The sequence below is a fragment of the Nocardiopsis sp. TSRI0078 genome, from assembly GCF_001905145.1.
In the GTDB taxonomy this organism is placed as follows: Bacteria; Actinomycetota; Actinomycetes; order Streptosporangiales; family Streptosporangiaceae; genus Nocardiopsis.
This window is the reverse complement of sequence record NZ_LWLB01000001.1, coordinates 396,933-421,326: the sequence shown is the minus strand read 5'-3', so window position 1 is coordinate 421,326 and position 24,394 is coordinate 396,933. Positions and strand designations below refer to the sequence as shown.

The following is a 24,394-nucleotide window of genomic DNA, read 5'->3' as shown; positions in this document are numbered from 1 at the left end:
GACGCGGCCGCGAGGCCCGAGCCCCGGGCCTCGCACACGCGTCCGCCGCGGCGTCCGGGGCGGACCGTCCCCGCGCACCGCGGAGGGACGCCGCGTGAGGCGCCGGAGGGCACCAGGAGTTCCGGGACACCCGGGAGGGGTCAATGAGTACCAGCAAAGCCACGGCGGAACCGGCCGACACCGCACCGGTCGAGCTGGCCATCGGCGGGATGACCTGCGCCGCATGCGCCAACCGGGTCGAGAAGCGGCTCAACAAGCTCGACGGCGTCAGCGCCACCGTCAACTTCGCCACCGAGAAGGCCCGTGTCTCCTTCGAGGGGCCGCCCACCCCGGTGGAGGACCTCGTCGCACAGGTCGAGAAGGCGGGCTACACCGCCACCGTGCCCCGGGCCGAGGCCGAGACGGCCGAGACCGCCGTCGACCCGGCCGACCCCGTGCGGGCGCTGTGGAACCGCGCACTGGTCTCCCTGGTGCTCTCGGTGCCCGTCATCGCCATGGCCATGGTCCCGGCGCTGCAGTTCACCTACTGGCAGTGGGCCTCCCTGGCCCTGGCCGCGCCCGTCGTCGTCTGGGGCGCCCTGCCCTTCCACGTGGCCGCGTGGAAGAACCTCAGGCTCGGCACGGCCACCATGGACACGCTGGTCTCCCTCGGGGTCACGGCCGCGTTCCTGTGGTCGCTGTACGCGCTCTTCCTCGGCACCGCCGGGACACCGGGCATGACCCACCCGTTCGAGCTGACCATCGCCCGCACCGACGGGGCGGGCAACATCTACCTGGAGGTCGCCGCGGGCGTCACCTCCTTCATCCTCCTCGGCAAGTACTTCGAGGCGCGCTCCAAGCGCCGTGCCGGAGACGCCCTGCGCTCCCTGCTCGAACTCGGCGCCAAGGAGGTCGCCGTCCTGCGCGGCGACGGCCCCTCGCCCCGCGAGGAGCTCGTGCCCGTGGACCGGCTCGTCGTCGGCGACCGCTTCCTCGTCCGGCCCGGCGAGCGGATCGCCACCGACGGCACCGTGGAGGAGGGCACCTCCGCCGTCGACATGAGCATGCTCACCGGCGAGTCCGTCCCCGAGGAGGTCTCACCCGGCAGCTCCGTCGTCGGCGCCACGGTCAACGCGGGCGGACGCCTGGTGGTGCGCGCCACCCGCGTCGGCTCCGACACCCAGCTCGCCCAGATGGCGCGTCTGGTGGAGGAGGCCCAGAGCGGTAAGGCCGAGGTCCAGCGCCTGGCCGACCGGGTGTCCGGGGTGTTCGTCCCGATCGCCATCCTGATCGCCCTCGGCACGCTCGGCGCCTGGCTCCTGGCCGGCCAGTCCGCCACGGCGGCCTTCACCGCCGCCGTCGCGGTGCTCATCATCGCCTGCCCGTGCGCCCTCGGCCTGGCCACGCCCATGGCCCTGATGGTGGGCACCGGGCGCGGCGCCCAGCTCGGCATCCTCATCAAGGGGCCGGAGGTCCTGGAGAACACCCGCCGGGTGGACACCGTCGTGCTGGACAAGACCGGCACCGTCACCACCGGCCGGATGGCGCTGACCGGCGTCACCGTCGCCGACGGCGAGGACGGGCAGGAGGTCCTGCGACTGGCGGGGGCACTGGAGAACGCCTCCGAGCACCCCGTCGCCCGGGCGGTCGCCTCCGGCGCCGCCGACCGGGTGGGCACCCTGCCCGCGCCCGAGGGCTTCGCCAACGTCGAGGGACTCGGTGTCCGGGGGACCGTCGACGGCCGCGCCGTCCTGGTCGGCCGGGTCGCGCTGCTGGAGGAGCACGGGGCGTCCCTGCCCGAGGAGCTCTCCACCGCCCTCAGGGCCGCCGAGTCCGAGGGCCGCACCGCCGTCGCCGTCGCCTGGGAGGGCCGCGCCCGGGGCGTGCTGGTGGTGGCCGACACCGTCAAGCCCACCAGCGCCGAGGCGGTCCGCCGGTTCCGCGATCTGGGCCTCACCCCGATCCTGCTCACCGGCGACAACGAGGCCGTGGCCCGCTCGGTGGCCGCCGAGGTCGGCGTCGACGAGGTGATCGCCGAGGTCCTGCCCAAGGACAAGGTCGACGTCGTCAGGCGGCTGCAGTCCGAGGGGCGCACCGTGGCGATGGTCGGCGACGGCGTCAACGACGCGGCGGCCCTGGCCCAGGCCGACCTGGGGCTGTCCATGGGCACGGGAACCGACGTGGCCATCGAGGCAGGAGACCTCACCCTGGTGCGCGGCGACCTGCGGACGGCGGCCGACGCGGTCCGGCTCTCGCGCCGCACGCTCAGCACGATCAGGGGGAACCTGTTCTGGGCCTTCGCCTACAACGCCGCGGCTCTGCCGCTGGCGGCGGCGGGCCTGCTCAACCCGATGCTCGCGGGTGCGGCGATGGCCTTCTCCAGCGTGTTCGTGGTGAGCAACAGCCAAAGGCTGCGCCGGTTCCGCCCCCTGGCGGCGGACGGCTCCGACGACGCGGGCCGGGTCTCCTGAACGGCCGCCCGGCCCCCTGCCGGATGCCTCCCGGCCCATCGCCGGACGCGCCGCCCCCGCTCCCGTACCGGGGCGGGGGCGGCGCCGTCTCCCCGGCCCGCCCGGGGCCGTGAAATTCGGAGGTGAAACGGCAGATGGGGGCGGCCGTCCCCGCGCGGGGGCGGGGACGGGTCTCGCGCCCCGCCGGGACGGGCCGCTAAGGTTGCGCGAGGCCGCACGGGCCCGGGCACGCGCCCGCGGGCCGTGCGGACGGCACCGCCCGAAAACCCGCGAACCAGCTTCCGAGCCCCGAGGCTGAGCCCCCGACCCCCGTGACGTGAAGGACGGATTCCCAGCCCGTACCCGACCGCCCCAGCCGAGGTTCCCCGTGTCTTCTGGATGCCCCCGTGCCGCGCTGTACCAGAGCGAACCGCACCCCGACCCCTACGCCGTGTACGCCAGGATGCGCGCGGACCACGGCCCCGTGGTCCCGGTCGAGCTCGAACCGGGGGTGCACGGATGGCTGGTCACGGACTACGCCACACTCATCTCCTGGTCCCGGGACACCACCACCTTCAGCCACGACGCCAGGCTGTGGCGGGACTTCACCGAGGGGCGGGTCAGCCCGGACTCACCGCTGCTGCCGATGATGGCCCCGCGCATGAACGCCCTGTTCGTCGAGGGCACCGAGCACCAGCGCTACCGCCGGGCGGTCACCGACAGCCTCGGCGCCATCGACCCCGAGCACCTGAGCAGGATCACCCACCGGTACGCCGACCGGCTCGTCGACGAGTTCTGCGAACGCGGGCGGGCCGACGCCCTCAACGAGTACGCGCGCATGCTCCCGCTGCTGGTGATGAACGACCTCTTCGGCTTCGACGAGGACCAGGGCCTGCGCTTCGTCACCGCCATGCGCAACCTGTGGCAGGGCGTGGACGCGGAGAAGTCCAACGCCGAGGCCGAGCGGGCCCTGTCCGAGGTGGTGTCGGCCAAGCACCGCGATCCCGGCGACGACCTCACCAGCCGGCTGATCCAGCACCGCGCCGCCCTCAGCGACGAGGAGGTGATCATGCAGCTCCTCCTCGTCATCGCCGCCGCCAACGAGCCGACCGCGAACCTGGTCGCCGCGTCCCTGCGGGCCGCCCTGAACGACCCCGCCCTGACCGGTTACGGCTCGGCGTCCCTCTCCGACACCGCCCTCAACGACCTCCTCGACAGGGTCCTGTGGCAGGACCCGCCGATCACCAACTACCCGGCCATCTATCCGAGGGTGGACGTGCCGATCGGCGGCGGTCGGGTGATCGGTGCCGGATCCCCCGTACTGCTGGGCTTCGCCGCGTCGAACCACTTCTTCCTCCGGGAGAACGCCGAGCAGATGGAGGAGACCACCAACCGGGCGCACGTGGCCTGGGGCGCGGGCCCGCACCGCTGTCCCGCACGTGACGAGGCCACCACCATCGCCATCATCGCGGTGCGCGTCCTCCTCACCCGGCTCCCCGGGCTCCACCTGGCCGTTCCGCAGGAGCAGCTGCGCTGGCAGCTGTCCGCCCTGTCCTGGGCCCCCGTCCAACTCCCCGTCGAGTTCGATCCGCAGGTCCCACCGCCCTCCGACTCCGTGGAAGGAACACCTTGGAGCCCGTCCGACTCGCACCCGGAAACCTCCGAGCCCAAGCAGCCCACCTCCGTGGGATCGGGCCTGTCGTCCCTGTCGAACTTCCTGGTGAGGTTGCTGCGTGGGTCGTGACCACGCACGCGGCGGTCACCGAGGCCCTGGCCGACCAGCGCGTGCAGAAGGACAAGAAGCACTGGCGGGCCTTCAACGCCGGTGAGGTCCCGCCGGACTGGCCGCTGATCTCCTGGATCATCGCCGAGAACATGCTGACCAGCGACGGCGAGGAGCACACGCGCCTGCGCAGGCTGGTCTCCAAGGCGTTCACCCCGCGCCGGATCGAGCGGCTGCGCGAGGGGGTCGCCGCCATCGTCGAGGGGTTGCTGGACCGGATGGAGGCCGAGGCGGAGGCGAGCGCGGACGGCGTGGTCGAGCTCAAGGCGCTGCTGGCGCAGCCGCTGCCGATGACGGTGATCAGCGACCTGTTCGGGCTGGACGAGGAGGCACGGCCGAAGCTGCACCGGCTGGTCGGGGTCTTCTTCGACCAGAGCGTCACGCCCGAGGAGGCGATGACCACCTTCATGGAGATGTGGGGCGTGCTCACCGAACTGGTCCGGGCCAAGCGCGCCGAACCGGGCGACGACCTGACCTCCGCCCTCATCGCCGCACGCGACGATGACGACAGGCTCAGCGAGGACGAGCTGATCTGGAGCCTGGTGCTCATCATCAGCGCGGGCTACGAGACCACGATGAACCTCATCGCCAACGCGGTACGGGCGCTGGTCGGCCACCGCGACCAGCTCGACATGGTCCTGCGGGGCGAGGTCGACTGGTCCAGGGCCGTGGAGGAGGTGCTGCGCTGGGACGGGCCGGGCGAGTTCGTGCCGATGCGCTACACCACCGAGGACATCGAGCTGGCCGGGGTCGCGGTCCCGGCGGGTGAGCCGCTGCTGATGGGCTACGGGTCGGCCGGGCGCGACGAGGAGCGCTACGGGCCGACGGCGCACCTGTTCGACGTCACCCGGGAGGACACCTCGCACCTGACCTTCTCCCACGGGCGGCACTACTGCCTGGGCGCCAACCTGGCCCGCATGGAGGTCCTCGAAGCGCTGCCGCGCCTGTTCGGGCGCTTCCCCGGGCTTCACATCGCGGTGGCCGACGAGGAGCTGGTCCCGCTGCCGTCGATCATCGGCTCGGGTGTGGAGGCCCTTCCCGTGCGCCTGCGGTGATCCGCCCGGGCCCGGGGGGCGGTCCGGCCTCCGGGCGCGGGGACACGCCCGATGCCCGGGTCCCGCCGGAACGGCGTCATGTGACGCCTCCGGCGGGATATCTGCATTTCAGGGGGTTCCGGACGGATCCGGCATACCGGGGGAACACACATACCACCGTGGCGGACAGCGCCGGCGGTGGTCGCGGACTTCTAGACTCTCTAACGGCCATGGGTCCGCCCGGCGGGCCCGTACCCCTCGCACGCCCGCGCACTCTCCCGCCCCCGGACAGTGCCCCCCCGCAGCCTCCACACCGCCCTTCCCCGCAGAGGAACCGCGCCTTCATGAACAGCTCGGAAGCCGACCCCGGTCGTCTCCTGGTCAACCGGTACCGCCTGGACGAGGTCATCGGCGCCGGCGGCATGGGCCGGGTATGGGAGGGCACCGACACCCTCCTGGACCGCCCGGTCGCGGTCAAGGAGCTGACCACACCGCCGAACCTGCCCGCGCACGAGGTCGAGGTGCTGCGCACCCGCATGCTGCGCGAGGCGCGCAGCGCGGCGCAGCTCAGCCATCCCGCCATCATCACCGTGTTCGACGTGGCCGAGGAGGACGGCCGTCCGTGGATCGTCATGGAACTCGTCCGCGGCCCCTCCCTGGGCGACCTCGTCCGCGACGAGGGGGCGCTGCCGGTCCGGCGGGCCGCCGGCATCGGCGAGCAGATGGCCGCGGGCCTGTCCGAGGCGCACGCCCGGGGCATCGTGCACCGTGACATCAAACCGGGCAACGTGCTCATCGCCGGGAACGACCGGGCCGTCCTCACCGACTTCGGCATCGCCCATCTGGACGGCGCCACCCACCTGACCAGTACCGGCCTGCTGATCGGCTCCCCGAGCTACCTGGCCCCGGAGATCGCGCACGGGCACACGGCCACCCCGGCCTCGGACATGTGGGCCCTCGGCGTCACCCTCTACCAGGCGGTGGAGGGCACCCTGCCGTTCGACCGGCCGACCCCGATGGCGACGCTGACCGCGATCGTCACCCAGGACCTGCCGGAGGCGGCCAACGCGGGCCCTTTGCGCCCGGTCCTGGAGGCCCTGTGCGAGAAGCGCCCGGAGGACCGGCCTTCGGTCGATGAGGTGCGCTCCCTCCTGCGGGAGGTCCGGGAGGGCGCCGAGAACTCCTCGGCCGCGGCCGCCCCGACCCTGGTCGGCACCGCGCCGGCGGAGGAGCCGGGAGGACGGGAGGAGGCCGGGCCGGCGCCGCACACCGGGTCGGCCGGTCCGGAGCACGGCCCCGGACGGGCCGCCTCCGCGCCGCCGTCGGCCCCCTCCCGCCGCGGGGGAGGCGGCGCGTCCCGAGGGAGGGCGCTGCTGGTCGTCGCGGCCGTACTGGTGCTGGTGCTCGCGGGCGCCACCGTCGGCGTCCTGGTGAGCATGGACCGCACCGGCGGCCCCGGCGCTGGACTCGTCGACGGCTCGGGGCAGCAGGCCGCCGTCGACCCCGGTACCGGCGGGGAGGGGGAGCCCGGACCCGGGGAGGAGGCGTCGCAGACCGCGGAGCCGACCGAGCCGACCGAGCCGGCCGAGTCGAGCGAACCGACCGGGGAGGACGAGGACGGCGAGGACGACAGGTGGGACTTCCTGGTCCGCTACGAGGACCCCAGCGGGTTCTCCGTGGACGTCCCCGAGGACTGGGAGAGGGAGCGGCGGGGCGACATGGTCTTCTTCCACAACCCCGACGGCGGGTACCTGCAGATCGATCAGACCGACGCCCCCAACCCCGACGCCGGGGACGACTGGCGCTCCCTGGAGCCCTCCGCCCGGGGCAACTTCAACGGCTACGAGATCATCGGCATCGAGGACGTGGAGGCCGACTGGGCCCAGGACTACGTCAGCGCCGCCGACTGGGAGTTCACCTTCGAAAGCGGCGGCATGCACGCCATCAACCGGGGCTTCCACACCGAGGACAAGGGCTACGCCCTGTTCCTGGTGGCCGACAACGACGACCCCGAGGCCAACCACGCGCTGCTGGACCGGATCTCGCGCGGCTTCGAGCCCGCCGGCTGAGGGGCCGGGAACGAAAAGGGGCCGACCGGTCAGAACACCGAGCAGTTGGTGATGTCGGTGAAGGCCTCCAGGGCCAGCGCCGCCGTCACCGAGTTGCCCTTGGCGTCCAGGCCCGGGCCCCACGCCGCCACCGAGCAGCGCCCCGGCACCACCGCGAGGATGCCGCCGCCCACCCCGCTCTTGCAGGGGAGCCCGACACGGTAGGCGAACTCGCCCGCGGCGTCGTAGGTGCCGCAGGTGAGCATCACCGCCAGGATGCGGCGCGCGTCGGACTTGCCGAGCAGCTGGGAGCCGTCCGCGCGCCTGCCGTGGCGCGCCAGCAGCAGCCCCACCCTGGCCAGCTCCTCGCAGCTGATGCTGATCGAGCACTGCCGGAAGTAGTGCTCCAGCACCTCCGACACCGGGTTCCTTATCGTGCCGAAGCCCGCCATGAGGTGGGCCAGCGCGCGGTTGCGGTCCCCGTGCTCGCTCTCCGAGCGGGCGACCACCTCGTCCGGGCCCAGGTCCGGGGCGCCCGCCTCCGCGCGCAGCAGCTCCCGCAGCGCGCCGGAGGCGTCCCCCGTGTCGGTCAGCAGCTGGTCGGTGACCACGAGCGCGCCCGGGTTGACCATCGGGTTGCGGGGGACGCCCCCCTCGAACTCCAGCTGGTACAGGGAGTTGAAGGGCGTGCCCGACGGCTCGCGGTGGACCCGCCCCCACACACTGCCGCCGGACCCGCTCGTCACCAGGGCCAGCGTGAACACCTTGGTGATGCTCTGCATCGAAAAGCGCGTGTCGGCGTGGCCGCCGGCGCGGTACAGGTCGCCGTCCACCGTGGCGACCGCGATGCCGAACCGCTCCGGGTCCACCCCGGCCAGCTCGGGGATGTAGTCGGCGACCTTCCCCGAGCCGATACGCGGCCGCACTCTGTCCATGACGGAGTCGAGCACATCGGTGTAGTCGTCGTTGTCGCAGGCCTGGGTCACCGCGTCCTCCCGTGCCGGGTCCTGGTTCCCTCCCCGACTACCCAGAACGGCGCCGGGCACGGTACCGCTACGGCGGCGGTACACGGCCGCGGCCCGGGCCGCGCGGGTGCGTCAGCCCCTCTCGTCCAGCAGCTGGGCGTCGTGCACCAGCAGTGCCACCTGCACCCGGTTGTTGAGCCCGAGCTTGGTGAGGATGTTCGACACGTGCGTCTTGACCGTCGGCACGCTCAGGAACAGGGTCGAGGCGATGTCGGCGTTGGACCGGCCCTCGCCGACCGCGACGGCCACCTCCAGCTCCCGGCCGTTGAGCGCCGCCAGCCGCCGGCGCGCCCGGTCGGCGCGCTCGCCGTGGTCGTCCGCGCCCACCCGGTCGACCAGCCGCCGCGTCACCGTCGGGGACAGCACCGACATCCCCCGGGACACCTGGCGCACCGACTCCACGATCTCCGCCGGAGGGGTGTCCTTGAGCAGGAACCCGGCCGCGCCCGCCCGCAGGGCGCGCAGCACGTGCTCGTCGGCGTCGAAGGTGGTCAGCACCAGTACCTCCGGCGGGTCCTCCAGGGCGCGCAGGCGCTCGGTGGCGGCCAGCCCGTCCACCGTGGGCATGCGGATGTCCATCAGGACCACGTCGGGGGAGTGCCGCCGCACCAGGTCGAGCACCGCGCCGCCGTCCTCGGCCTCGGCCAGCACCCTGATGTCGGGCGCGCCCCCCATCATCATCACCAGGCCGACCCGTACCAGCGCGTCGTCGTCGACGATCACGACCCCGATCCGCCCGCGCTCCGTCTCGCTCATACCGGCCACGGTAGCCAGGCCGACAACCGCCAGCCACCACCGGTGTCCGGGCCGTGCTCCAGGCGTCCGGAGACCAGGGACACCCGCTCGTCGAGGCCGGCGAGGCCCTGGCCGCGTCCGTCCCCTCCCGCGGCCGCGGGAGCGGGACCGGGGGAGGGCCCGTTGCGCACCTCCACCGCCAGCCCGTCGCCGGGTGCTCCCCCGACCAGCACGCGCGTGTCCGCGCCCGGGGCGTGCTTGCGCACGTTCGTCAGCCCCTCCTGGACGATCCGGTAGGCGGTGCGTCCGATGCGCTCCGGCACGGTCCCGTCGTACTCCTCCACGAACTCCACGCGGGCCCCGGCCTCGTCGGCCTCCTCCACCAGCTGCTGGAGGTCGGCCATGGTCGGCTGCGGCAGCTCCCCGACCGGGGCGCGCAGCACACCGATCACCTCGCGCAGGTCCTGGAGGGCCTGGTGGGCGCTCTCCCGGATCACCTTCGCGGAGCGGGCCACCTCCTCGGCGGAGGCGTCCGGGCGGTACTCCAGGGCACCGGCGTGCACGCTGAGCAGGGACAGCCGGTGCCCGAGCACGTCGTGGATCTCGCGGGCCATGGCCTCGCGGACCTGGTGCTGGGCGTGCTCGGCGCGCAGCTGTGCCTCGGTCTCGGCGTGCACGGCGCGGTCGCGCAGCGACTCCACCAGCTTGCGCCGGTGGTGGACGGTGAGCCCCCACCCCGTCACGGCGCCCTGGAGGGCCGCGCCCAGGAGGAAGATCACGAGGAAGGGGGCGTGCGGGTCCGGCCACAGGGCCGAGTTCACGAACGCGGCGCCCACGCTCAGCCCGTACACCGCCAGGCTGGTGCGGGGCGGCCGGTGCACGGCCAGGGTGAACAGGGCGATGAGCATGGCGCCCGAGACCAGGCCCGAGACGGCGGCGAACAGGACGAGCGCGACGGCGATCTGGACCGGCCAGCGGCGGCGCCACCACAGGGACAGGCAGGCCAGGAGGGTCAGGAGCGCGTCGGCGCCCCGGAGCCACGCGGGCAGGACGTACTCGGCGGAGGGGAAGTCGGTGACCTTGGCGGCGCTCGCCAGCGCGAAGAGGAGCGCGAGGAGGAAGGCGGAGGAGTCCACGATCCAGTCGCGCGCACCGCGCCGCCGCACGACGGCCATAGCGTTCATCGGTGGGAAGTCTATGTCCGGACCCTGACGGGCCCGGGCCTGGTGCCGCGTGTACGCGAAGGGCCGTCCTGGGCGGCGCCGCCACCGGCCGGTTCCGGGGAAGACCGGCCGGGGATCACGGTGGCGCGGGCGGTTCGTGTCAGGTCGGGTACCGCGCGTCGGTACCTTGTAACCGATGAGCACTCTGGTCACCGGAGCCACCGGAATGGTGGGCCGCCGCGTCCTCACCCAGCTGAGGAGCCGCGGCCTGTCCGCGACCGGCGCGTCCCGCACCTCGCAGACGCGCCTGGACTGGACCGACACCTCCAACTGGGACGAACTCCTCGACGGCGTGGAGAGCGTCTTCGTGGTGACGCCGGTCGGGAGCGCCCTGGGCAACCGGGTCGCCGGATTCCTGGAGAAGGCGGCGGGAGCGGGGGTCGGCAACGCCGTGGTCATGACGGCCATGGGCACCGAGCACGCGCCGTCGGACTCCGACCAGCGCGCCGCCGAAGCGCGGGTCAAGGACCTGTTCGACCGGTGGACCGTGCTGCGGTCCAACTGGCTCTTCCAGGACTTCACCGAGGGGACGTTCGCCGGCATGGCGCGCGCACGCAACGGCCGCCTCGAACTGCCGGTGAAGAAGGGGACGGCGGTCAGCTTCGTGGACGCACGCGACGTCGCCGACGCCGCCGTCGCCGCGCTGCTGGACGACCACAGCGGCAGGGAGTACACGCTCACGGGTCCGCAGGCGCTCACCTTCCGCGAGGTGGTCAGGCAGACCCGGGGCACCGAGAGCCCGGTGTGGCGGTTCAAGGCCGTCGACGAGGCGGGCTTTTACTTCCGCGCCACCGACCGGGGGTGGAGCGAGCGGTACGTGGACACTCTCAACGAGCGCTTCGCCGCGGCCGTCGCCGGGCGCGCCGCCGAGGTCACCGAGGGCGTGCGCGAGGCCCTGAGGCGCGACCCCATCCCGCTGGCCCGCTTCATCCGCGAGGCCGTGCTCTGACCCGGAGAGCCGGGCGCCCGCCCCGGGAGGGAACGGGCGCCCCGACCGGCGGGCCGGTCTACTTCAGCAGCTGACGGGCCATGACCATGCGCTGGATCTGGTTGGTGCCCTCGTAGATCTGGGTGATCTTCGCGTCGCGCATCATGCGCTCCAGCGGGAAGTCCTTCACGTAGCCCGCGCCGCCCAGCAGCTGCACGGCGTCGGTGGTGATCTCCATGGCGGCGTCGGAGGCGTAGCACTTGGCGGCAGCGCCGTAGAACGGCAGGTCCTCGTCGCCCCGCTCGGACTTGGCTGCGGCCACGTAGACCATCTGGCGCGCGGTCTCCAGCTTCATCGCCATGTCGGCGAGCATGAACTGGATGCCCTGGAAGTCGGCGATGTGCTTGCCGAACTGCTTGCGCTCCTTGACGTAGGCCACGGCCTGGTCCAGGGCGCCCTGGGCGATGCCGACGGCCTGGGCGCCGATGGTGACGCGCGTGTGGTCCAGGGTGCGCAGGGCGATCTTGAGGCCCTCGCCCGGGGCGCCGACGATGCGGTCGCCGGGAACGCGCACGTTGTCGAAGAACAGCTCGCGGGTGGGGGAGCCCTTGATGCCGAGCTTGCGCTCGGGCTCGCCCAGGGTGAAGCCCTCGTCGTCCGCGTGGAGCACGAACGCCGAGACGTTGCGGCCGCGGCCGCCCTCGGGGTCGGTCACGGCCAGCACCGTGTAGTACTTGCTGACCCCGGCGTTGGTGATCCAGGACTTCTGCCCGTTGAGCACCCACCCGTCGCCGTCGGGGGCGGCCTGGGTGCGCATGCTCGCGGTGTCGGAGCCGGCCTCGCGCTCGGACAGGCCGTAGGAGAACATCGCCTCGCCGCTGGCGACCTCGGGCAGGTAGCGGCGCTTGACCTCGTCGGAGGCGCCCAGGATCAGCGGCATGGTGCCGAGCTTGTTGACCGCGGGGATCAGGGAGGAGGACGCGCACACGCGGGCCACCTCCTCGATGACGATGCAGGTGGCCAGGGCGTCGGCGCCCACGCCGTCGTACTCCTCGGCGATGTGCGGGGCGTGGAAGTCCGTGGCGACCAGGGCTTCGAGGGCCTCCTGCGGGAAGGCGCTCTTCTCGTCGACCTCCGCGGCGTGCGGGGCGATCCTGCCCTCGGCGACGGAGCGCACGGCCTCGCGCAGCTCCTCGTGCTCCTCGGTGGTCCTGAACAGGTCGAAGTCGCTCATCTGCTTCCCTCCCCGGGGGAGTCGCCCCTCGGTTCTTGGCACTGCGTGCCTTCATATGGCATCCGGTGCCAGAATAGGGGGTGGGAAGGGCGAAGTACACCGGCGGATTCCGATAGCTTCGAAGCGAGCCGGTGCGAAGGGGGCGGATCCATGGAACGGCCGGGAGGCCGAGGCGGCCAACCGCGCGTGGCCACGCGCGAGGTGGTGCTGGCCGCGGTGCGGCTGTTCACCGACAGCGGCTTCGAGGCCACGACGATGGACCAGATCGCCGCCGCCACGGGTGTGAGCCGCCGCAGCCTCTTCCGCCGCTTCGGCTCGAAGGAGGACATCCTCTTCGCCGAGCACGACGAGCTGTTCTCCACCGTGGTCCGCTACCTGGAGGCCTCCCCGGACGAGCCGCTGACCTCGGTCTTCTCCGCCGCCCGCCTGGTGCTCCAGGGCTACCTGCGCGACCCGGAGATCACCGTGCCCCGCTACCACCTGGTGCGGGCCCATCCCCGGCTGCGCGACCGGGAGGTGGCGATGACCGCCCGCTACCAGGCCGCGTTCAGCAGCTACCTGGCCCGGAGCGGGGACGGCGAGGGCCGCTCCCTGGCCGCGGGCGTGGCGGCCGCGGCGCTCATCTCGGCGCACAACCACGTCCTGCGGGGATGGCTGCGCCGCCCGGAGCAGGACAGCCGCGAGGTGTGGGCGGGCTTCGACGAGGCCATGGACTTCGTCCGCAGGGCCGCCGAGCCGATGCTGCACGCCGAGCGGGAGTCCCGGCGCGACCACGTGCTGGTCGCGGTCTATCCCGGGGGCACCGGCCGGGAGGAGCTGCTCCGCCGCATCGGCGCCGCCGTCCAGGGCCCCGAGGGCTCCTGAAGGCCGGCGGGCCCGCGAGGGCGCGGGGGCGGGGCCCGCCGGACACGCCCCGGGGAACCCCCCCCGCCGGCCCGCGCGGTCCGGTCGGCGCCGCGACGCGCGTAGGCTGGACGGGGCCGGTAACCGGGCAGTACACGAGGCGGAGCGGACAGCGGAAATGAGCGTGGACACGGCGAGCGCCACCAAGCAGGAGTCAGAGGTCGTACGTGAGGCGGAGCGGCGGCGGACGTTCGCGGTCATCTCCCACCCCGACGCCGGTAAGTCCACCCTGACCGAGGCCCTGGCGCTGCACGCCGCCGCGATCTCCTCCGCCGGCGCGGTGCACGGCAAGGGCGACCGCCGGGGCGTGACCTCGGACTGGATGGAGATGGAGCAGGACCGCGGGATCTCCATCACCTCCGCCGCGCTGCGCATCGACTACGCCGACCGGGTGCTCAACCTGGTGGACACCCCCGGCCACGCCGACTTCTCCGAGGACACCTACCGGGTGCTGTCCGCGGTGGACTGCGCGATCATGCTGCTGGACTCGGCCAAGGGCCTGGAGCCGCAGACGCTGAAGCTCTTCGACGTGTGCCGCGCGCGCAGGATGCCGGTGATCACCTTCGTCAACAAGTGGGACCGCCCCGGGCGCGAGCCGCTGGAGCTGCTGGACGAGATCGAGCAGCGCATCGGGCTGCGGCCCACCCCGCTGAACTGGCCGGTGGGCATCGCCGGGGACTTCCGCGGCCTCATCGACCGCTCCAGCGGCACCTACACCAAGATGACCCGCACCCCGGGCGGGGCCAGCAAGGCGATCGAGGAGGTCCTGCCGGCGGACGAGGCCGCCCGGACCGAGGGACCGGCGTGGGAGCAGGCCAGCGAGGAGATCGAGCTCCTGGAGGCCCTGGGAGCGGACTTCGACCACGACTCGTTCATGGCCGGGGAGTCCTCCCCGGTGCTGTTCGGCGCCGCGCTGCCCAACTTCGGGGTCGGCCAGCTCCTGGAGGCGGTGGTCGGCCTGGCCCCGGCCCCGGCGCCCAAGCTCGACGAGCAGGACCGGCCGCGCCCGGTGGAGAAGCCCTTCTCCGGCCAGGTGTTCAAGATGCAGGCCAACATGGACAAGAACCACCGGGACCGGATGGCGTTCGTGCGCATCTCCTCGGGGCGGTTCGACCGCGGCATGGTGCTCACCCACGCCTCCACGGGGCGCCCGTTCGCGACCAAGTACTCCCAGGCGGTGTTCGGCTCCGAGCGCTCCACCATCGACGCCGCCTTCCCGGGGGACGTGATCGCGCTGGTCAACGCCCAGGCCCTGGCCGTGGGCGACACGCTCTACGACGGGCCCAAGGTGGTCTTCCCGCCGATCCCGAGCTTCGCCCCCGAGCACTTCGCGGTGGCCCGGGCCCAGGACGCGGGCAAGTACAAGCAGTTCCAGCGCGGGATCGCCCAGCTGGACGCCGAGGGCGTGGTGCAGGTGCTGACCTCGGACGTGCGCGGCGAGCAGGCGCCGGTGCTGGCGGCGGTGGGGCCGCTGCAGTTCGACGTGGTCCGCCACCGCATGGAGCACGAGTTCCGCTCGCCGATCGAGACCTCGCCGCTGGACTACTCCGTGGCCCGGCGCACCGACGCCGACTCGGCCCCGGCGCTGCACGCGCTCTCGGGCGCGGAGGTGCTCAAGCGCCGGGGCGACGGTGAGCTGCTGGTGCTGGTGCACAACAAGTGGCGGTTGCGCGTCATCGAGCGCGACCACCCGGACTTGTTCATGGAGCCCCTGCTCGCCGGAGGCGTCGACGAGGGCGCGTGAGGCCCCCGGGACGCTCCGGCGGGCGCCGGCACCGGTGCCCGCCGTCCTTTCCGGCAAAGCGCGCCGACCGTTTACCCGGGGTGAATGCGGACAACCCTTTGTCGCCCCCCGGTCGCGGTACCGGCGCGAATTGGACGCCGGCCGGGGCCGGGCGCGCTCCCGCACGGACGGTGTGTGAACTCCCGTGTCCCGCGCACAGACTGTTGCCACGACGAACCCGGGCCGGTGTGCCCGGAGGGACTCACGGGGCCCCTGGGCCCCAGGCAGAGGCCAATGTCACCGGTTGTCGGGTACCCCGTGTCGACCCCCGTGATCAGGGCGAAGGTACCCTGGGAGAAGGCCACTAGGGCGCGTTCGGGCACCCGGCCGCACCGGGCTTCGTCTGGCTCTGTCCACTTCTGTGAAGGACGGCCGGAAGGGGCGGGTTCGGGCCGGGTCGTGGGGTGCTCAGGGGACCGGTTCAGGAGGCGAGGGGCGGCGACGGGTGGACCCCCGGTTCCGCCCTCCACGTCTCAGGGCGATCACGGAGTAATCGACGACTGGCAAAGTTTGTAAATCTTCACCTTGCGGTAATTCTGCTCACGCCTGGGTATGTGTTGCATGTCACCTGTCCGTGAATCGGTGAAACTTATATGCTTTTGCTTAACTGTCGTTTAACAAAACAGAACAATAACGAGTGAAGCAGGAACGTGGCGGCGGACCGCCCCGCGTCTGACGCATCTCACGTATCCCCCGCCTGGAAAGGTTGACCTCGGGCATGAGCGAAGACGACAAAGAGCGCACGGTGGAGCTCCACTACGAGGGCGGCGTGCTGAAGCTGCCGGTGTTCACCGGTACCGAGGGTGAGCGCACCATCGAGCTGAAGACCCTCCTGGGGTCGACCGGCATGACGACCCTGGACCCGGGGTTCAGCAACACCGCTTCGTGCAGCTCGAAGATCACCTACATCGACGGGGACGCCGGGATCCTGCGCTACCGCGGGTACCCGATCGAGGACCTCGCCGTGGGCGCGACCTTCCTGGAGGTCGCCTACCTGGTGATCTATGGCGAGCTGCCCGAGCCGGGCCAGCTCAAGGAGTTCTCCGAGAAGCTGCGAGACAACGCCGACATCCCGGCCGACATGGGCGCGCTCATCGACGCGATGCCCCGCAACGGCCACCCCATGGCACTGATGGCCAGCGCCGTGAACACCCTCGCCGCCTACTACGGCGACAGCGTCGACCCCGGCGACGAGGACCAGGTCGAACTCGCCACGATCCGGCTGTTGGCCAAGCTGCCGACGATCGCGGCGCGCATCTACCGCAACTCCATCGGCGAGAAGCCGATCAACCCGGACAGCTCCCTCGACTACGTCGACAACTTCATCCGGATGACCTTCGGCGACACCCACGCCGACAGTGAGCTCGGCGACCTGTTCAACCAGGCCGTGGGCATGCTGCTGGTCCTGCACGCCGACCACGAGCTGAACTGCTCCACCGCCACGGTGCGCGTCGTCGGGTCCGCCAAGGCCGACATCTACGCCAGCGTCGCCTCGGGCATCAACGCCCTCTCCGGCCCGTCCCACGGCGGCGCCAACCAGGCCGTGCTGGAGATGCTGGAGCAGATCCGCGACTCGGGCGTCTCCATCGAGGACTTCCTGGAGCGGGTCAAGGCCCGCGAGGTGCGCCTCATGGGCTTCGGCCACCGGGTCTACAAGAACTTCGACCCGCGCAGCAAGGAGATCAAGGTTCTGGCCAGCCAGATCCTCGACCGCGACGACAACCCCGACGAGCTGTTCGCGCTCGCCCTCAAGCTCGAGGCCGCGGCGCTCGCCGACCCCTACTTCACCGAGCGCAAGCTCTACCCGAACGTCGACTTCTACACCGGCGTGATCTACCGCACCATGGGCTTCCCGACCAACATGTTCACCGTGTTGTTCGCCATCGGCCGCCTGCCCGGCTGGATCGCCCACTACCGCGAGCAGCTGCACGACCCGGCCTTCCGGATCGCGCGTCCGCGCCAGCACTACGTCGGCGCCTCCGAGCGCCGCCTCCCCGGCCAGGAGTAGCCCTTCCGGGAGAACACCGAGAGCGCCCGCCCGCGTCACCGACGGGGCGGGCGCTCTCGCGTCCTCCCCCGGCGTTCGCTGTTGCGTACCGGACGCGGCGGGTACCACCCGTACCAGGGCACCCGCGGCCGGTTCCGTCTTTTCCCGCATTTTGCGAACAGCCGCCCCCCGTGTACGACTCCGGGGGAAGGGACAGGATGCGGTTCCGGACGGGACCGCGGAAGGAGGCGACGATGGTCCGGTACGCGTTGGCCGGCGACCTGCTCGACGAGCTGAGCCGGAGCTGGTGGCTGGTGGTCCTGAGGGGGTTCGCCGCCGTCGTCTTCGGCGTGGTCGCGCTGATCTGGCCGGAGAAGACCCTGGTGGCCCTGGCGATCGTCTTCGGCCTCTACGCGCTGGCCGACGGAGCCGCCCTGGGGTACGCGGCCTACCGGGCGCTGCCGGGCAACCGCCTCTCCCTGGCCGTGCAGGCGGTCGTCGGCGTCATCGTGGGCCTGGTCGCGCTGGTCTGGCCGCTCGTGGCGATCGCCGCCCTGGTGTTCGTCATCGGCGCCTGGGCGGTGGTCACCGGCGTCGCGGAGATCATCACGGCCATCCGCCTGCACGCGCACATCAGCTCCGAGTGGCTGCTGGTCTTCGTCGGCGCCCTCTCGATCGTCTTCGGCCTGCTGCTGTGGTTCTGGCCCCTGGAGGGTGCCCAGGCCGTCATGCTCGTGATCGCGATGTACGCCGTCATCTTCGGCGCGGTGATGGCCGTGGCCGGGTTCCGCCTCCGCGGCGCCGCCGGCGCCTTCCGGGGGCCGGAGGCGGGGGCCCTCGACGACCTCCGCGACCCCGGCGAGCCGTCCGGAGGGGAGTCCACCGGGACCTACGGGGACCTCCTCGACGACGGCGACCGGGAGGACCAGGAGCCCTTCGGGCGCGGCCGCCACCGGGCCCGGGAGGACGACGAGGGGTATCCCGGGCGACCCGACGAGCCGCGTTAGGCCGCGCCTCTGGGGGCTCCGCCTCGCCCCCCACCACCCCCGGCGGACGGCCTGGGGCGCGGGGCCCTCCTTGCTCGGGCGCCCCGAAGGCGGGAACCTCCGGCGCCTCCGGCGTCCGAACCGCATCTCCGGGCCGAGCAGACAGACCCCGGGGTGTTTTCCGCCCGGGCCGCGGATAGCATGGGTCCGTGCACTTCCTCCAGATCTACGGCTAGAGGCAGGCGTCCCCCCGACGCCGCGCGCACCCGCCCCGCCCGGGGCCGGTGCTCCTCAGCCCTGCCCGTGGACACACACTCCTGGAGAAGCAGCGATGCACCGTCGCGCCCACATCGCCATGATCGGCATCCCCGCCGTGAGCCACACCCTGCCCAGCCTGGAGATCATCCGTGAGCTGGTGGACCGGGGACACCGCGTCACCTACGCCAACGACCCCGTGATGGCCGACCTGGTCACCGGAACCGGCGCCGAACTCGTCCCGTACGCCACGACCCTGCCCACCGGGGACGAGGAGTGGCCGGACGACCCGGTCGCGGGGATGGACGTCTTCCTGGACGAGGCGATCACCCAGCTGCCCGTCCTGCGGGCCGCCTACGGTGCCGACCGCCCCGACCTGTTCCTGTACGACATCGCGGGCTACGGCGCCCGGATGCTCGGCATCGGCTGGGGCATCCCGTCCGTGCAGCTCTCGCCCACCTACGTGGCCTGGGCGGACTACGGCGACACCGCCATGGCGGAGGTGCGCTCCCTGCCCGGAGCGGCGGAGCACTTCGGGAAGATGGACGCCTGGCTGGCCGAGAACGGCGTCACCGGCCTGGACCACACCTCCTTCGTCGCACGTCCGGAGCGGTCGCTGGCGATGATCCCGCGCGAGATGCAGCCGTTCGCCGACACCGTGCCCGACACGGTCACCTTCGTCGGGCCGTGCCTGGGAGAGCGGGCCGACCAGGGGGAGTGGACCCGCCCCGCGGACGCCGGGAAGGTCCTGCTGGTCTCCCTGGGATCGGCCTACACCAACCAGCCGGGGTTCTACCGCGAGTGCCTGAAGGCCTTCGGCGACCTGCCCGGGTGGCACGTGGTGCTGCAGATCGGCAAGTACATGGACCCGGCCGAGCTGGGGGAGGCCCCCGCCAACGTCGAGACGCACTCCTGGGTGCCGCAGCTGGCCGTCCTGCGCCAGGCCGACGCCTTCGTCACCCACGCCGGCATGGGAGGCTCCAGCGAGGGCCTGTACAGCGGGGTCCCGATGATCGCCGTCCCGCAGGCCGTCGACCAGTTCGGCAACGCCGACCGCCTGGAGGAGCTCGGCGTCGCCCGGCGGATCGACACCGCGGACGCCACCGCGGACCTGCTGCGCTCGACGCTGCTGGAGCTGGCCTCCGATCCGGAGGTCGCCCGCAGGCTGGCCGACATCAGCGCCCGGCTCCAGGCCGGCGGCACCTCCTACGCGGCCGACCTGATCGAGGCGGAACTGCCCGGTTAGGGCGGTTCCCTCCGGGGCGCCGCGTCCTCGGACGCGGCGCCCCGGTCTGCCGCGTCTGCCGCGCCCTCCGCGTCCCGGACCGGAACACCCGCCCGACACCACTGGGAGAGACCATGGACCACCTCGTCGTCGTCACCGGAGGCCCGGGATCGGGCAAGACCACCCTGCTCGACCACCTGGCCTCGCTCGGTTACGCGCGCACGACCGAGGCCGGACGGGCGATCATCCGGGACCAGAGGGAGATCGGCGGCCGAGGTCTGGCCTGGCACGACGACGACCTCTTCGCCGAACTCATGCTCGCGTGGGAGATGCGCACCCACCGCGAGGCCGCGGCCCTGCCCGGGCCGGTCTTCTGCGACCGGGGCGTCCCCGACATGGTCGGGTACTTCCTGCTGCGCGGCCTGCCGGTCCCGGAGCACGTCACCGAGGCGGCCCGCCGGTTCCGGTACCGCCGCAGGGTGTTCATCGCCCCGCCGTGGCCCGAGATCTTCACCGGCGACGCCGAGCGCCACCAGTCCCCCGAGGAGGCCGAGCGCACCTACCGGGCGATGGTGCGGGCCTACCCGGCGTGCGGATACGAACTGGTGGAACTGCCGCGCGTACCGGTCGCCGAACGGGCCCGTTTCGTCCTGGCCCACACACCCCGAAGCACGGACGGGCACCGGCGGAGTACGGGTGGGACGTGACTCCTGTGATGGGAGAGCCATGTGTCGTGTCATGGTGCTCTTGTTTCGCAAACACGGCATATGTGGCCGTTCGTGGCCGCAAACCGCCCTTTCCCTTGTGGTTCCGGTGGGTCGACGCCAGACTCTTGTCTAGGTAAAGGAACATCGACCGTTCACGCCCGGGACGGGCGCAGGACCGAGGACGCCGGAAGGAATACGGTAGGTGGCCAGCGCGTCTGGGGCGAGCACGCCGCCCATGAGCTGGGAGGGCATCGACCACGCGCTCAACCGTGTGCGCGGCGAGGCCGACCGGATCGCCCTCGACCTCACCGACCTGGACGGCCACGTCGGCCACCGGATGCTCCGGGGAGCCGACCTCGTCGGACGCACCCGTCGGCGCTGGAAGCACGCCGACGGCCACATCCACAGCCTGTGGACGGTCTACGACGCCTTCCGCCGCGTCGTCGACCGCGCCCGGGACCTCCGTGTCTCCGGAGGCGGCGGCCCCGAGGACCAGGCCCTCCTGACCTTCCTGCTCAACGGCGACTCCGTGCCGCTGCCCGACAGGGACGTCCCGCTGGACGGGCGCGGACTGCTCCACACAGACGGGGAGTCCACCACCCTCGCCGCCGCCGTCGCCCGCATGTCGGCCGACTACGAGGAGGCCACCGAGGTCATCTCGGCCGTCGAGACGGCCTGGGACGCCCTCCACCCGCGCCTGGCCGGGCTCGACGCCATGTGGCACGAGATCTGCACCCTCTCCGACCTGGTCGGACTCGGTGAGAGCGAGCACGAGGCCCTGCGCGCCGACCTGGACGCGGTGGGCACCACCGTGCGGTGCGACCCCCTCTCGCTCGTCGAGGGGGGACACGTGGACACCTCCTCCCTCGAAGGGCTGCGCCTGCGGCTGGAGCGCGTACGCGGCGAGCTCCGCGACGCCCTGCGCATGCGCGACTCCTACACCGAGAGCGTCGAGCGGCTCCGATCCGCCATCGACGGCGTCGGCGAGGTCCTCGCCCGCGTCCGCCGACTGCGCGAACAGGTCGTCGCCAAGATCTCCTCACCCCACCCGATCGAGGTCCCCGACCCCCTCCCCGGGCTGAGGGACGGTATCGCGGACATGGACGCCCTGCGCTCCCGGAGCCGGTGGCGCGAACTCGGCGCGCGCTTCGGCGAGCTGCAGCGCACCGTCCACGAGGCCGCCGACGACGCGCACGGGCGCGAGGCCGACCTCACCGGGCTCCTGCACCGCCGCGCCGAGCTCCGCGGCCGCCTGGACGCCTACCGGGCCCGCGCGGTCCGGCTCGGGGTCGCCGAGGACGAGCGCTTGGTCGGGCTCCACCGCGTGGCGCACTGGGAGCTGTGGACCGCCCCCTGCGACCTGCGCGCGGCCACGGTGGCCCTGTCCTCGTACCAGCGCGCGCTCCAGGAGCTCGGGGGAACCGGCACCCCCGCGAACAGAACCACACCGGACGAGGGCGCGTCAGACGGCGAGAGCGATGGTGGTGTGAGCAGATGACCAAGTGCACGACCCCCGACTGCCGCGGCCTGATCGAGGACGGCTTCTGCGGTGTGTGCGGGCTGGCTCCCGTGGACGCGGGTCCCCCGCAGGCGCCGGTCCCCCCGAACCAACCCCCGACCCCTCCGTCCGGAGCCGCGCCGGCGGTCCCGCCCGGTGCGCCCGGCCCCTCCGGTGTGCCGGGGCCGCGCGGCCCGGGACCCGTCCCGAGGCGGCCCGCTCCCTTCCCCGCCCCCGCGCCCCGGCAGGCCCCCTCGGGGTACGGTCCGGGCCCGCAGGCGTCCTTCGGCTCGCCCCCGCGGACCCCGGACCCGCAGAGGCCGCCCCGCCCCTCCGCCCCGGGGAGCGCACCCGGCGTGCCCGGAAGCCGGGACGAGGCGCTCGACCGGTGGCTGTCCTCCAGCCCCTCGGGAGGGGAATCCTCCGGCGGCGATCCGGTGCACTCCCACCCCGTCTCCGGCAACGTCAGGCTCTCCGGGCGCTCAGGGCCCGGCAGTGTCTCCGGCGCCGTGGGCGCCGGTGCCGGCGGCGGGAGCCCGGGGCGCGGCAGCCGCCGCTCCTCGCGGGGCATGCTCGGCATGGGCATGGTCCAGGTGCCCTTCGTCCCCTACCGGGACCCCGCCGAAGCCGTCATGGACAACCCCGTCGTCTCGGAGAAGAACCGCTTCTGCGGCAACTGCGGCGAGAGGGTCGGCCGGTCCCGGGACGACCAGCCCGGCCGCACCGAGGGATTCTGCCGCAAGTGCGGGACCCAGTTCTCCTTCACCCCCAAGCTCTCCCCGGGGGACATGGTCGGCGGGCAGTACGAGGTGCTCGGCTGCCTGGCCCACGGCGGACTCGGCTGGATCTACCTGGCCCGCGACCGCAACGTCAACGACCGCTGGGTGGTCCTCAAGGGCCTGCTCAACGCCGGGGACGCCGAGGCGCACAAGGCGGCCGCCGCCGAGCGCGCGTTCCTCTCCCAGGTCGAGCACCCCAACATCGTCAAGATCATCAACTTCTCCCGGCACCCGGACCCGCGCACCGGCATCCCCGGCGGCCACATCGTCATGGAGTACGTGGGGGGCAAGTCCCTGCGCGAGCTGCTCATCGAGCGCCGCGAGGACGATCCCGACGCGGTCCTGCCCGTGGACCAGGCCATCGCCTACGGACTGGAGGTCCTGCGCGCCCTGGGCCACCTGCACTCCAAGGGTCTGCTCTACTGCGACTTCAAGCCCGACAACGTCATCCAGAGCGAGGAGCAGATCAAGCTCATCGACCTGGGCGGCGTGCGGCGCATGGACGACACCACCAGCCCCGTCTACACCACCCCCGGCTACCGGGTGCCCGAGGACGAGCTGCGCGATCCCGGTCCCACCGTCAGCGCCGACCTGTATTCGGTGGGCCGCGCCCTGGCCGTGCTCAGCTTCCGCTTCAGCTTCATGCGCGAGCACCCGCACAGCATCCCGCCGCGGGAGACGGTGCCGCTGCTCCAGCGCCACGAGTCCTTCGACCGGCTGCTGCGCCGTGCCACCCACAGCGAGCCCGAACTGCGCTTCCACGACGCCGACGACATGGCCGACCAGCTCACCGGGGTGCTGCGCGAGGTCCTCTCCGACACGGAGGGCGTACCGCACCCGGCCGCCTCCCCCCTCTTCGGCGGGGAGAACTCCGCCATCGGCCGCTCCGTGCGCGTCCACAACACCGACCGCATGCTCGCCCCGCCCCCGCCCACCGAGGCGGCCGCGCTGCTGCCCGCGCCCCTCATCGACCCGGCCGACCCCGCCGCCCAGCACCTGCGCGGCTTCCGGACGCTCTCCCCCGAGGAACTCGTCCCCGCGCTGCGCTCCATGCCCGAGCCCACCCCCGAGACCCTGCTGATGCTGGCCCGGTCGCTCATCACCGCCGGCCGCCACGGCGAGGCCATGGACGCCCTCCAGCAGTTCAGCGTGGCGGTCCCCGGGGACTGGCGCACCATGTGGCACCTGGCGGTGGCCGAGCTGAGCACCGGCCGGTTCCGCGAGGCCCGCGACCACTTCGACGAGCTGTACGACCACCTTCCCGGTGAGGCCGCGCCCAAGCTGGGACTGGCCCTGGCCTGTGAGAGGACCGGCGAGCACGGAACCGCAGCACGCCAGTTCCAGACGGTCTGGAGGACCGACCACTCCTTCGTCAGCGCCGCGTTCGGCCTGGCCCGCATCCGCCTGGCCCAGGGGGACCGGGCCGAGGCCATCGCGGTCCTGGACACGGTGCCGGAACTGTCCAGCCTCCACGTCCACGCCCAGACCGCGCTGATCGCCGTGCTCGCGGCGCAGCACCACGGAACGGACGCCGCCGACCTCGTGCAGGCCGGCCGGCGCCTGGAGCGGATCGGCCTGGACAGCGAGTCCTCCGACCGCCTGGCCGCCCAGGTACTGGAGTCGGCCCTGGGTTGGCTCCACGCGGGGGGTAGGGCCCCGGGCGGGGAGGAACTGCTCGGCGGCCCGCTCACCGAGGAGGGCGTGCGGACCAACCTGGAACGCCGCTACCGCACTCTGGCCCAGCGCGCCACCGTGCGCTCGGAACGCTACGAACTCGTCGACAGGGCCAACTCCCTACGCCCCGTGACGCTGCTGTGAGGATCGAGGGAACG

General features: G+C 72.7%; 17 protein-coding genes. 13 read left to right on the top strand and 4 right to left on the bottom strand.

Features of this window, described 5'->3' with window-relative positions:
* Positions 1-143: 143 nt before the first annotated feature.
* The 4 genes from A6A08_RS01895 to A6A08_RS01880 all read left to right on the top strand — a co-directional run bounded on the left by A6A08_RS01895 (position 144) and on the right by A6A08_RS01880 (position 7,315).
* On the top strand, positions 144-2,450 hold the full coding sequence (locus A6A08_RS01895; protein WP_073700730.1) for a cation-translocating P-type ATPase: 2,307 nt from the start codon (positions 144-146) through the stop codon (positions 2,448-2,450).
* Positions 2,451-2,892: 442 nt separating this feature from the next.
* A complete protein-coding gene (locus A6A08_RS01890; RefSeq protein WP_242422091.1) occupies positions 2,893-4,173 on the top strand; it encodes a cytochrome P450 in 1,281 nt (426 codons plus the stop codon).
* Positions 4,170-5,267, top strand: coding sequence for a cytochrome P450 (locus A6A08_RS01885; RefSeq protein WP_073700728.1), 1,098 nt, complete (start codon positions 4,170-4,172; stop codon positions 5,265-5,267). The genes A6A08_RS01890 and A6A08_RS01885 overlap by 4 nt, the downstream gene beginning before the upstream one ends.
* Positions 5,268-5,590: 323 nt before the next feature.
* Positions 5,591-7,315, top strand: a complete 1,725-nt coding sequence (locus A6A08_RS01880) for a serine/threonine-protein kinase (RefSeq protein WP_073700727.1) — start codon at positions 5,591-5,593, stop codon at positions 7,313-7,315.
* Positions 7,316-7,344: 29 nt separating this feature from the next.
* Here A6A08_RS01880 and A6A08_RS01875 read toward each other — a convergent pair whose 3' ends face one another.
* The 3 genes from A6A08_RS01875 to A6A08_RS01865 all read right to left on the bottom strand — a co-directional run bounded on the left by A6A08_RS01875 (position 7,345) and on the right by A6A08_RS01865 (position 10,238).
* Complete coding sequence (locus A6A08_RS01875) at positions 7,345-8,280, bottom strand: glutaminase (RefSeq protein ID WP_073700726.1); 936 nt, start codon at positions 8,278-8,280, stop codon at positions 7,345-7,347.
* A gap of 111 nt (positions 8,281-8,391) precedes the next feature.
* Positions 8,392-9,084, bottom strand: coding sequence for a response regulator transcription factor (locus tag A6A08_RS01870; protein WP_199866815.1), 693 nt, complete (start codon positions 9,082-9,084; stop codon positions 8,392-8,394).
* Positions 9,072-10,238, bottom strand: a complete 1,167-nt coding sequence (locus tag A6A08_RS01865) for a sensor histidine kinase (RefSeq protein WP_073700725.1) — start codon at positions 10,236-10,238, stop codon at positions 9,072-9,074. The genes A6A08_RS01870 and A6A08_RS01865 overlap by 13 nt, the downstream gene beginning before the upstream one ends.
* A gap of 175 nt (positions 10,239-10,413) precedes the next feature.
* On the opposite strand from A6A08_RS01865, the gene A6A08_RS01860 reads away from it, so the two are divergent.
* Entirely contained in the window at positions 10,414-11,226 is an 813-nt protein-coding gene (locus tag A6A08_RS01860; protein WP_073700724.1) for an NAD-dependent epimerase/dehydratase family protein, read from the top strand.
* A 58-nt stretch (positions 11,227-11,284) separates the two neighbouring features.
* Here the strand turns inward: A6A08_RS01860 and A6A08_RS01855 are convergent, their stop codons facing one another.
* Entirely contained in the window at positions 11,285-12,439 is a 1,155-nt protein-coding gene (locus A6A08_RS01855) for an acyl-CoA dehydrogenase family protein (protein WP_073700723.1), read from the bottom strand.
* A gap of 150 nt (positions 12,440-12,589) precedes the next feature.
* On the opposite strand from A6A08_RS01855, the gene A6A08_RS01850 reads away from it, so the two are divergent.
* The 8 genes from A6A08_RS01850 (at position 12,590) to A6A08_RS01815 (ending at position 24,380) form a co-directional block, all read left to right on the top strand.
* Positions 12,590-13,303, top strand: a complete 714-nt coding sequence (locus tag A6A08_RS01850; protein ID WP_073700722.1) for a TetR/AcrR family transcriptional regulator — start codon at positions 12,590-12,592, stop codon at positions 13,301-13,303.
* A gap of 157 nt (positions 13,304-13,460) precedes the next feature.
* Complete coding sequence (locus A6A08_RS01845) at positions 13,461-15,086, top strand: peptide chain release factor 3 (RefSeq protein WP_073700721.1); 1,626 nt, start codon at positions 13,461-13,463, stop codon at positions 15,084-15,086.
* Between the two features lie 757 nt (positions 15,087-15,843).
* On the top strand, positions 15,844-17,133 hold the full coding sequence (locus A6A08_RS01840) for a citrate synthase (protein WP_073700720.1): 1,290 nt from the start codon (positions 15,844-15,846) through the stop codon (positions 17,131-17,133).
* 233 nt (positions 17,134-17,366) lie between these two features.
* Entirely contained in the window at positions 17,367-18,119 is a 753-nt protein-coding gene (locus A6A08_RS01835; protein WP_073700719.1) for an HdeD family acid-resistance protein, read from the top strand.
* Between the two features lie 310 nt (positions 18,120-18,429).
* A complete protein-coding gene (locus tag A6A08_RS01830) occupies positions 18,430-19,599 on the top strand; it encodes a macrolide family glycosyltransferase (protein ID WP_073700718.1) in 1,170 nt (389 codons plus the stop codon).
* 113 nt (positions 19,600-19,712) lie between these two features.
* Complete coding sequence (locus A6A08_RS01825) at positions 19,713-20,285, top strand: AAA family ATPase (protein WP_073700717.1); 573 nt, start codon at positions 19,713-19,715, stop codon at positions 20,283-20,285.
* Positions 20,286-20,520: 235 nt separating this feature from the next.
* Positions 20,521-21,783: a hypothetical protein gene (locus tag A6A08_RS01820; protein WP_073700716.1), complete on the top strand. Its 1,263-nt coding sequence runs from the start codon at positions 20,521-20,523 to the stop codon at positions 21,781-21,783.
* Entirely contained in the window at positions 21,780-24,380 is a 2,601-nt protein-coding gene (locus tag A6A08_RS01815) for a tetratricopeptide repeat protein (RefSeq protein ID WP_378701101.1), read from the top strand. Before A6A08_RS01820 ends, A6A08_RS01815 begins: the two co-directional genes overlap by 4 nt.
* Positions 24,381-24,394: the final 14 nt, after the last annotated feature.

What these genes read in the sequence shown, in the direction of transcription:
- A6A08_RS01895 (WP_073700730.1), top strand. Translation starts at nt 144, where the DNA reads ATGAGTACCAGCAAAGCCACGGCGGAACCGGCCGACACCGCACCGGTC.
- A6A08_RS01890 (WP_242422091.1), top strand. Translation starts at nt 2,893, where the DNA reads ATGCGCGCGGACCACGGCCCCGTGGTCCCGGTCGAGCTCGAACCGGGG.
- A6A08_RS01880 (WP_073700727.1), top strand. Translation starts at nt 5,591, where the DNA reads ATGAACAGCTCGGAAGCCGACCCCGGTCGTCTCCTGGTCAACCGGTAC.
- A6A08_RS01865 (WP_073700725.1), bottom strand. Translation starts at nt 10,238, where the DNA reads ATGAACGCTATGGCCGTCGTGCGGCGGCGCGGTGCGCGCGACTGGATC.
- A6A08_RS01860 (WP_073700724.1), top strand. Translation starts at nt 10,414, where the DNA reads ATGAGCACTCTGGTCACCGGAGCCACCGGAATGGTGGGCCGCCGCGTC.
- A6A08_RS01855 (WP_073700723.1), bottom strand. Translation starts at nt 12,439, where the DNA reads ATGAGCGACTTCGACCTGTTCAGGACCACCGAGGAGCACGAGGAGCTG.
- A6A08_RS01850 (WP_073700722.1), top strand. Translation starts at nt 12,590, where the DNA reads ATGGAACGGCCGGGAGGCCGAGGCGGCCAACCGCGCGTGGCCACGCGC.
- A6A08_RS01845 (WP_073700721.1), top strand. Translation starts at nt 13,461, where the DNA reads ATGAGCGTGGACACGGCGAGCGCCACCAAGCAGGAGTCAGAGGTCGTA.
- A6A08_RS01840 (WP_073700720.1), top strand. Translation starts at nt 15,844, where the DNA reads ATGAGCGAAGACGACAAAGAGCGCACGGTGGAGCTCCACTACGAGGGC.
- A6A08_RS01835 (WP_073700719.1), top strand. Translation starts at nt 17,367, where the DNA reads ATGGTCCGGTACGCGTTGGCCGGCGACCTGCTCGACGAGCTGAGCCGG.
- A6A08_RS01830 (WP_073700718.1), top strand. Translation starts at nt 18,430, where the DNA reads ATGCACCGTCGCGCCCACATCGCCATGATCGGCATCCCCGCCGTGAGC.
- A6A08_RS01825 (WP_073700717.1), top strand. Translation starts at nt 19,713, where the DNA reads ATGGACCACCTCGTCGTCGTCACCGGAGGCCCGGGATCGGGCAAGACC.
- A6A08_RS01820 (WP_073700716.1), top strand. Translation starts at nt 20,521, where the DNA reads ATGAGCTGGGAGGGCATCGACCACGCGCTCAACCGTGTGCGCGGCGAG.
- A6A08_RS01815 (WP_378701101.1), top strand. Translation starts at nt 21,780, where the DNA reads ATGACCAAGTGCACGACCCCCGACTGCCGCGGCCTGATCGAGGACGGC.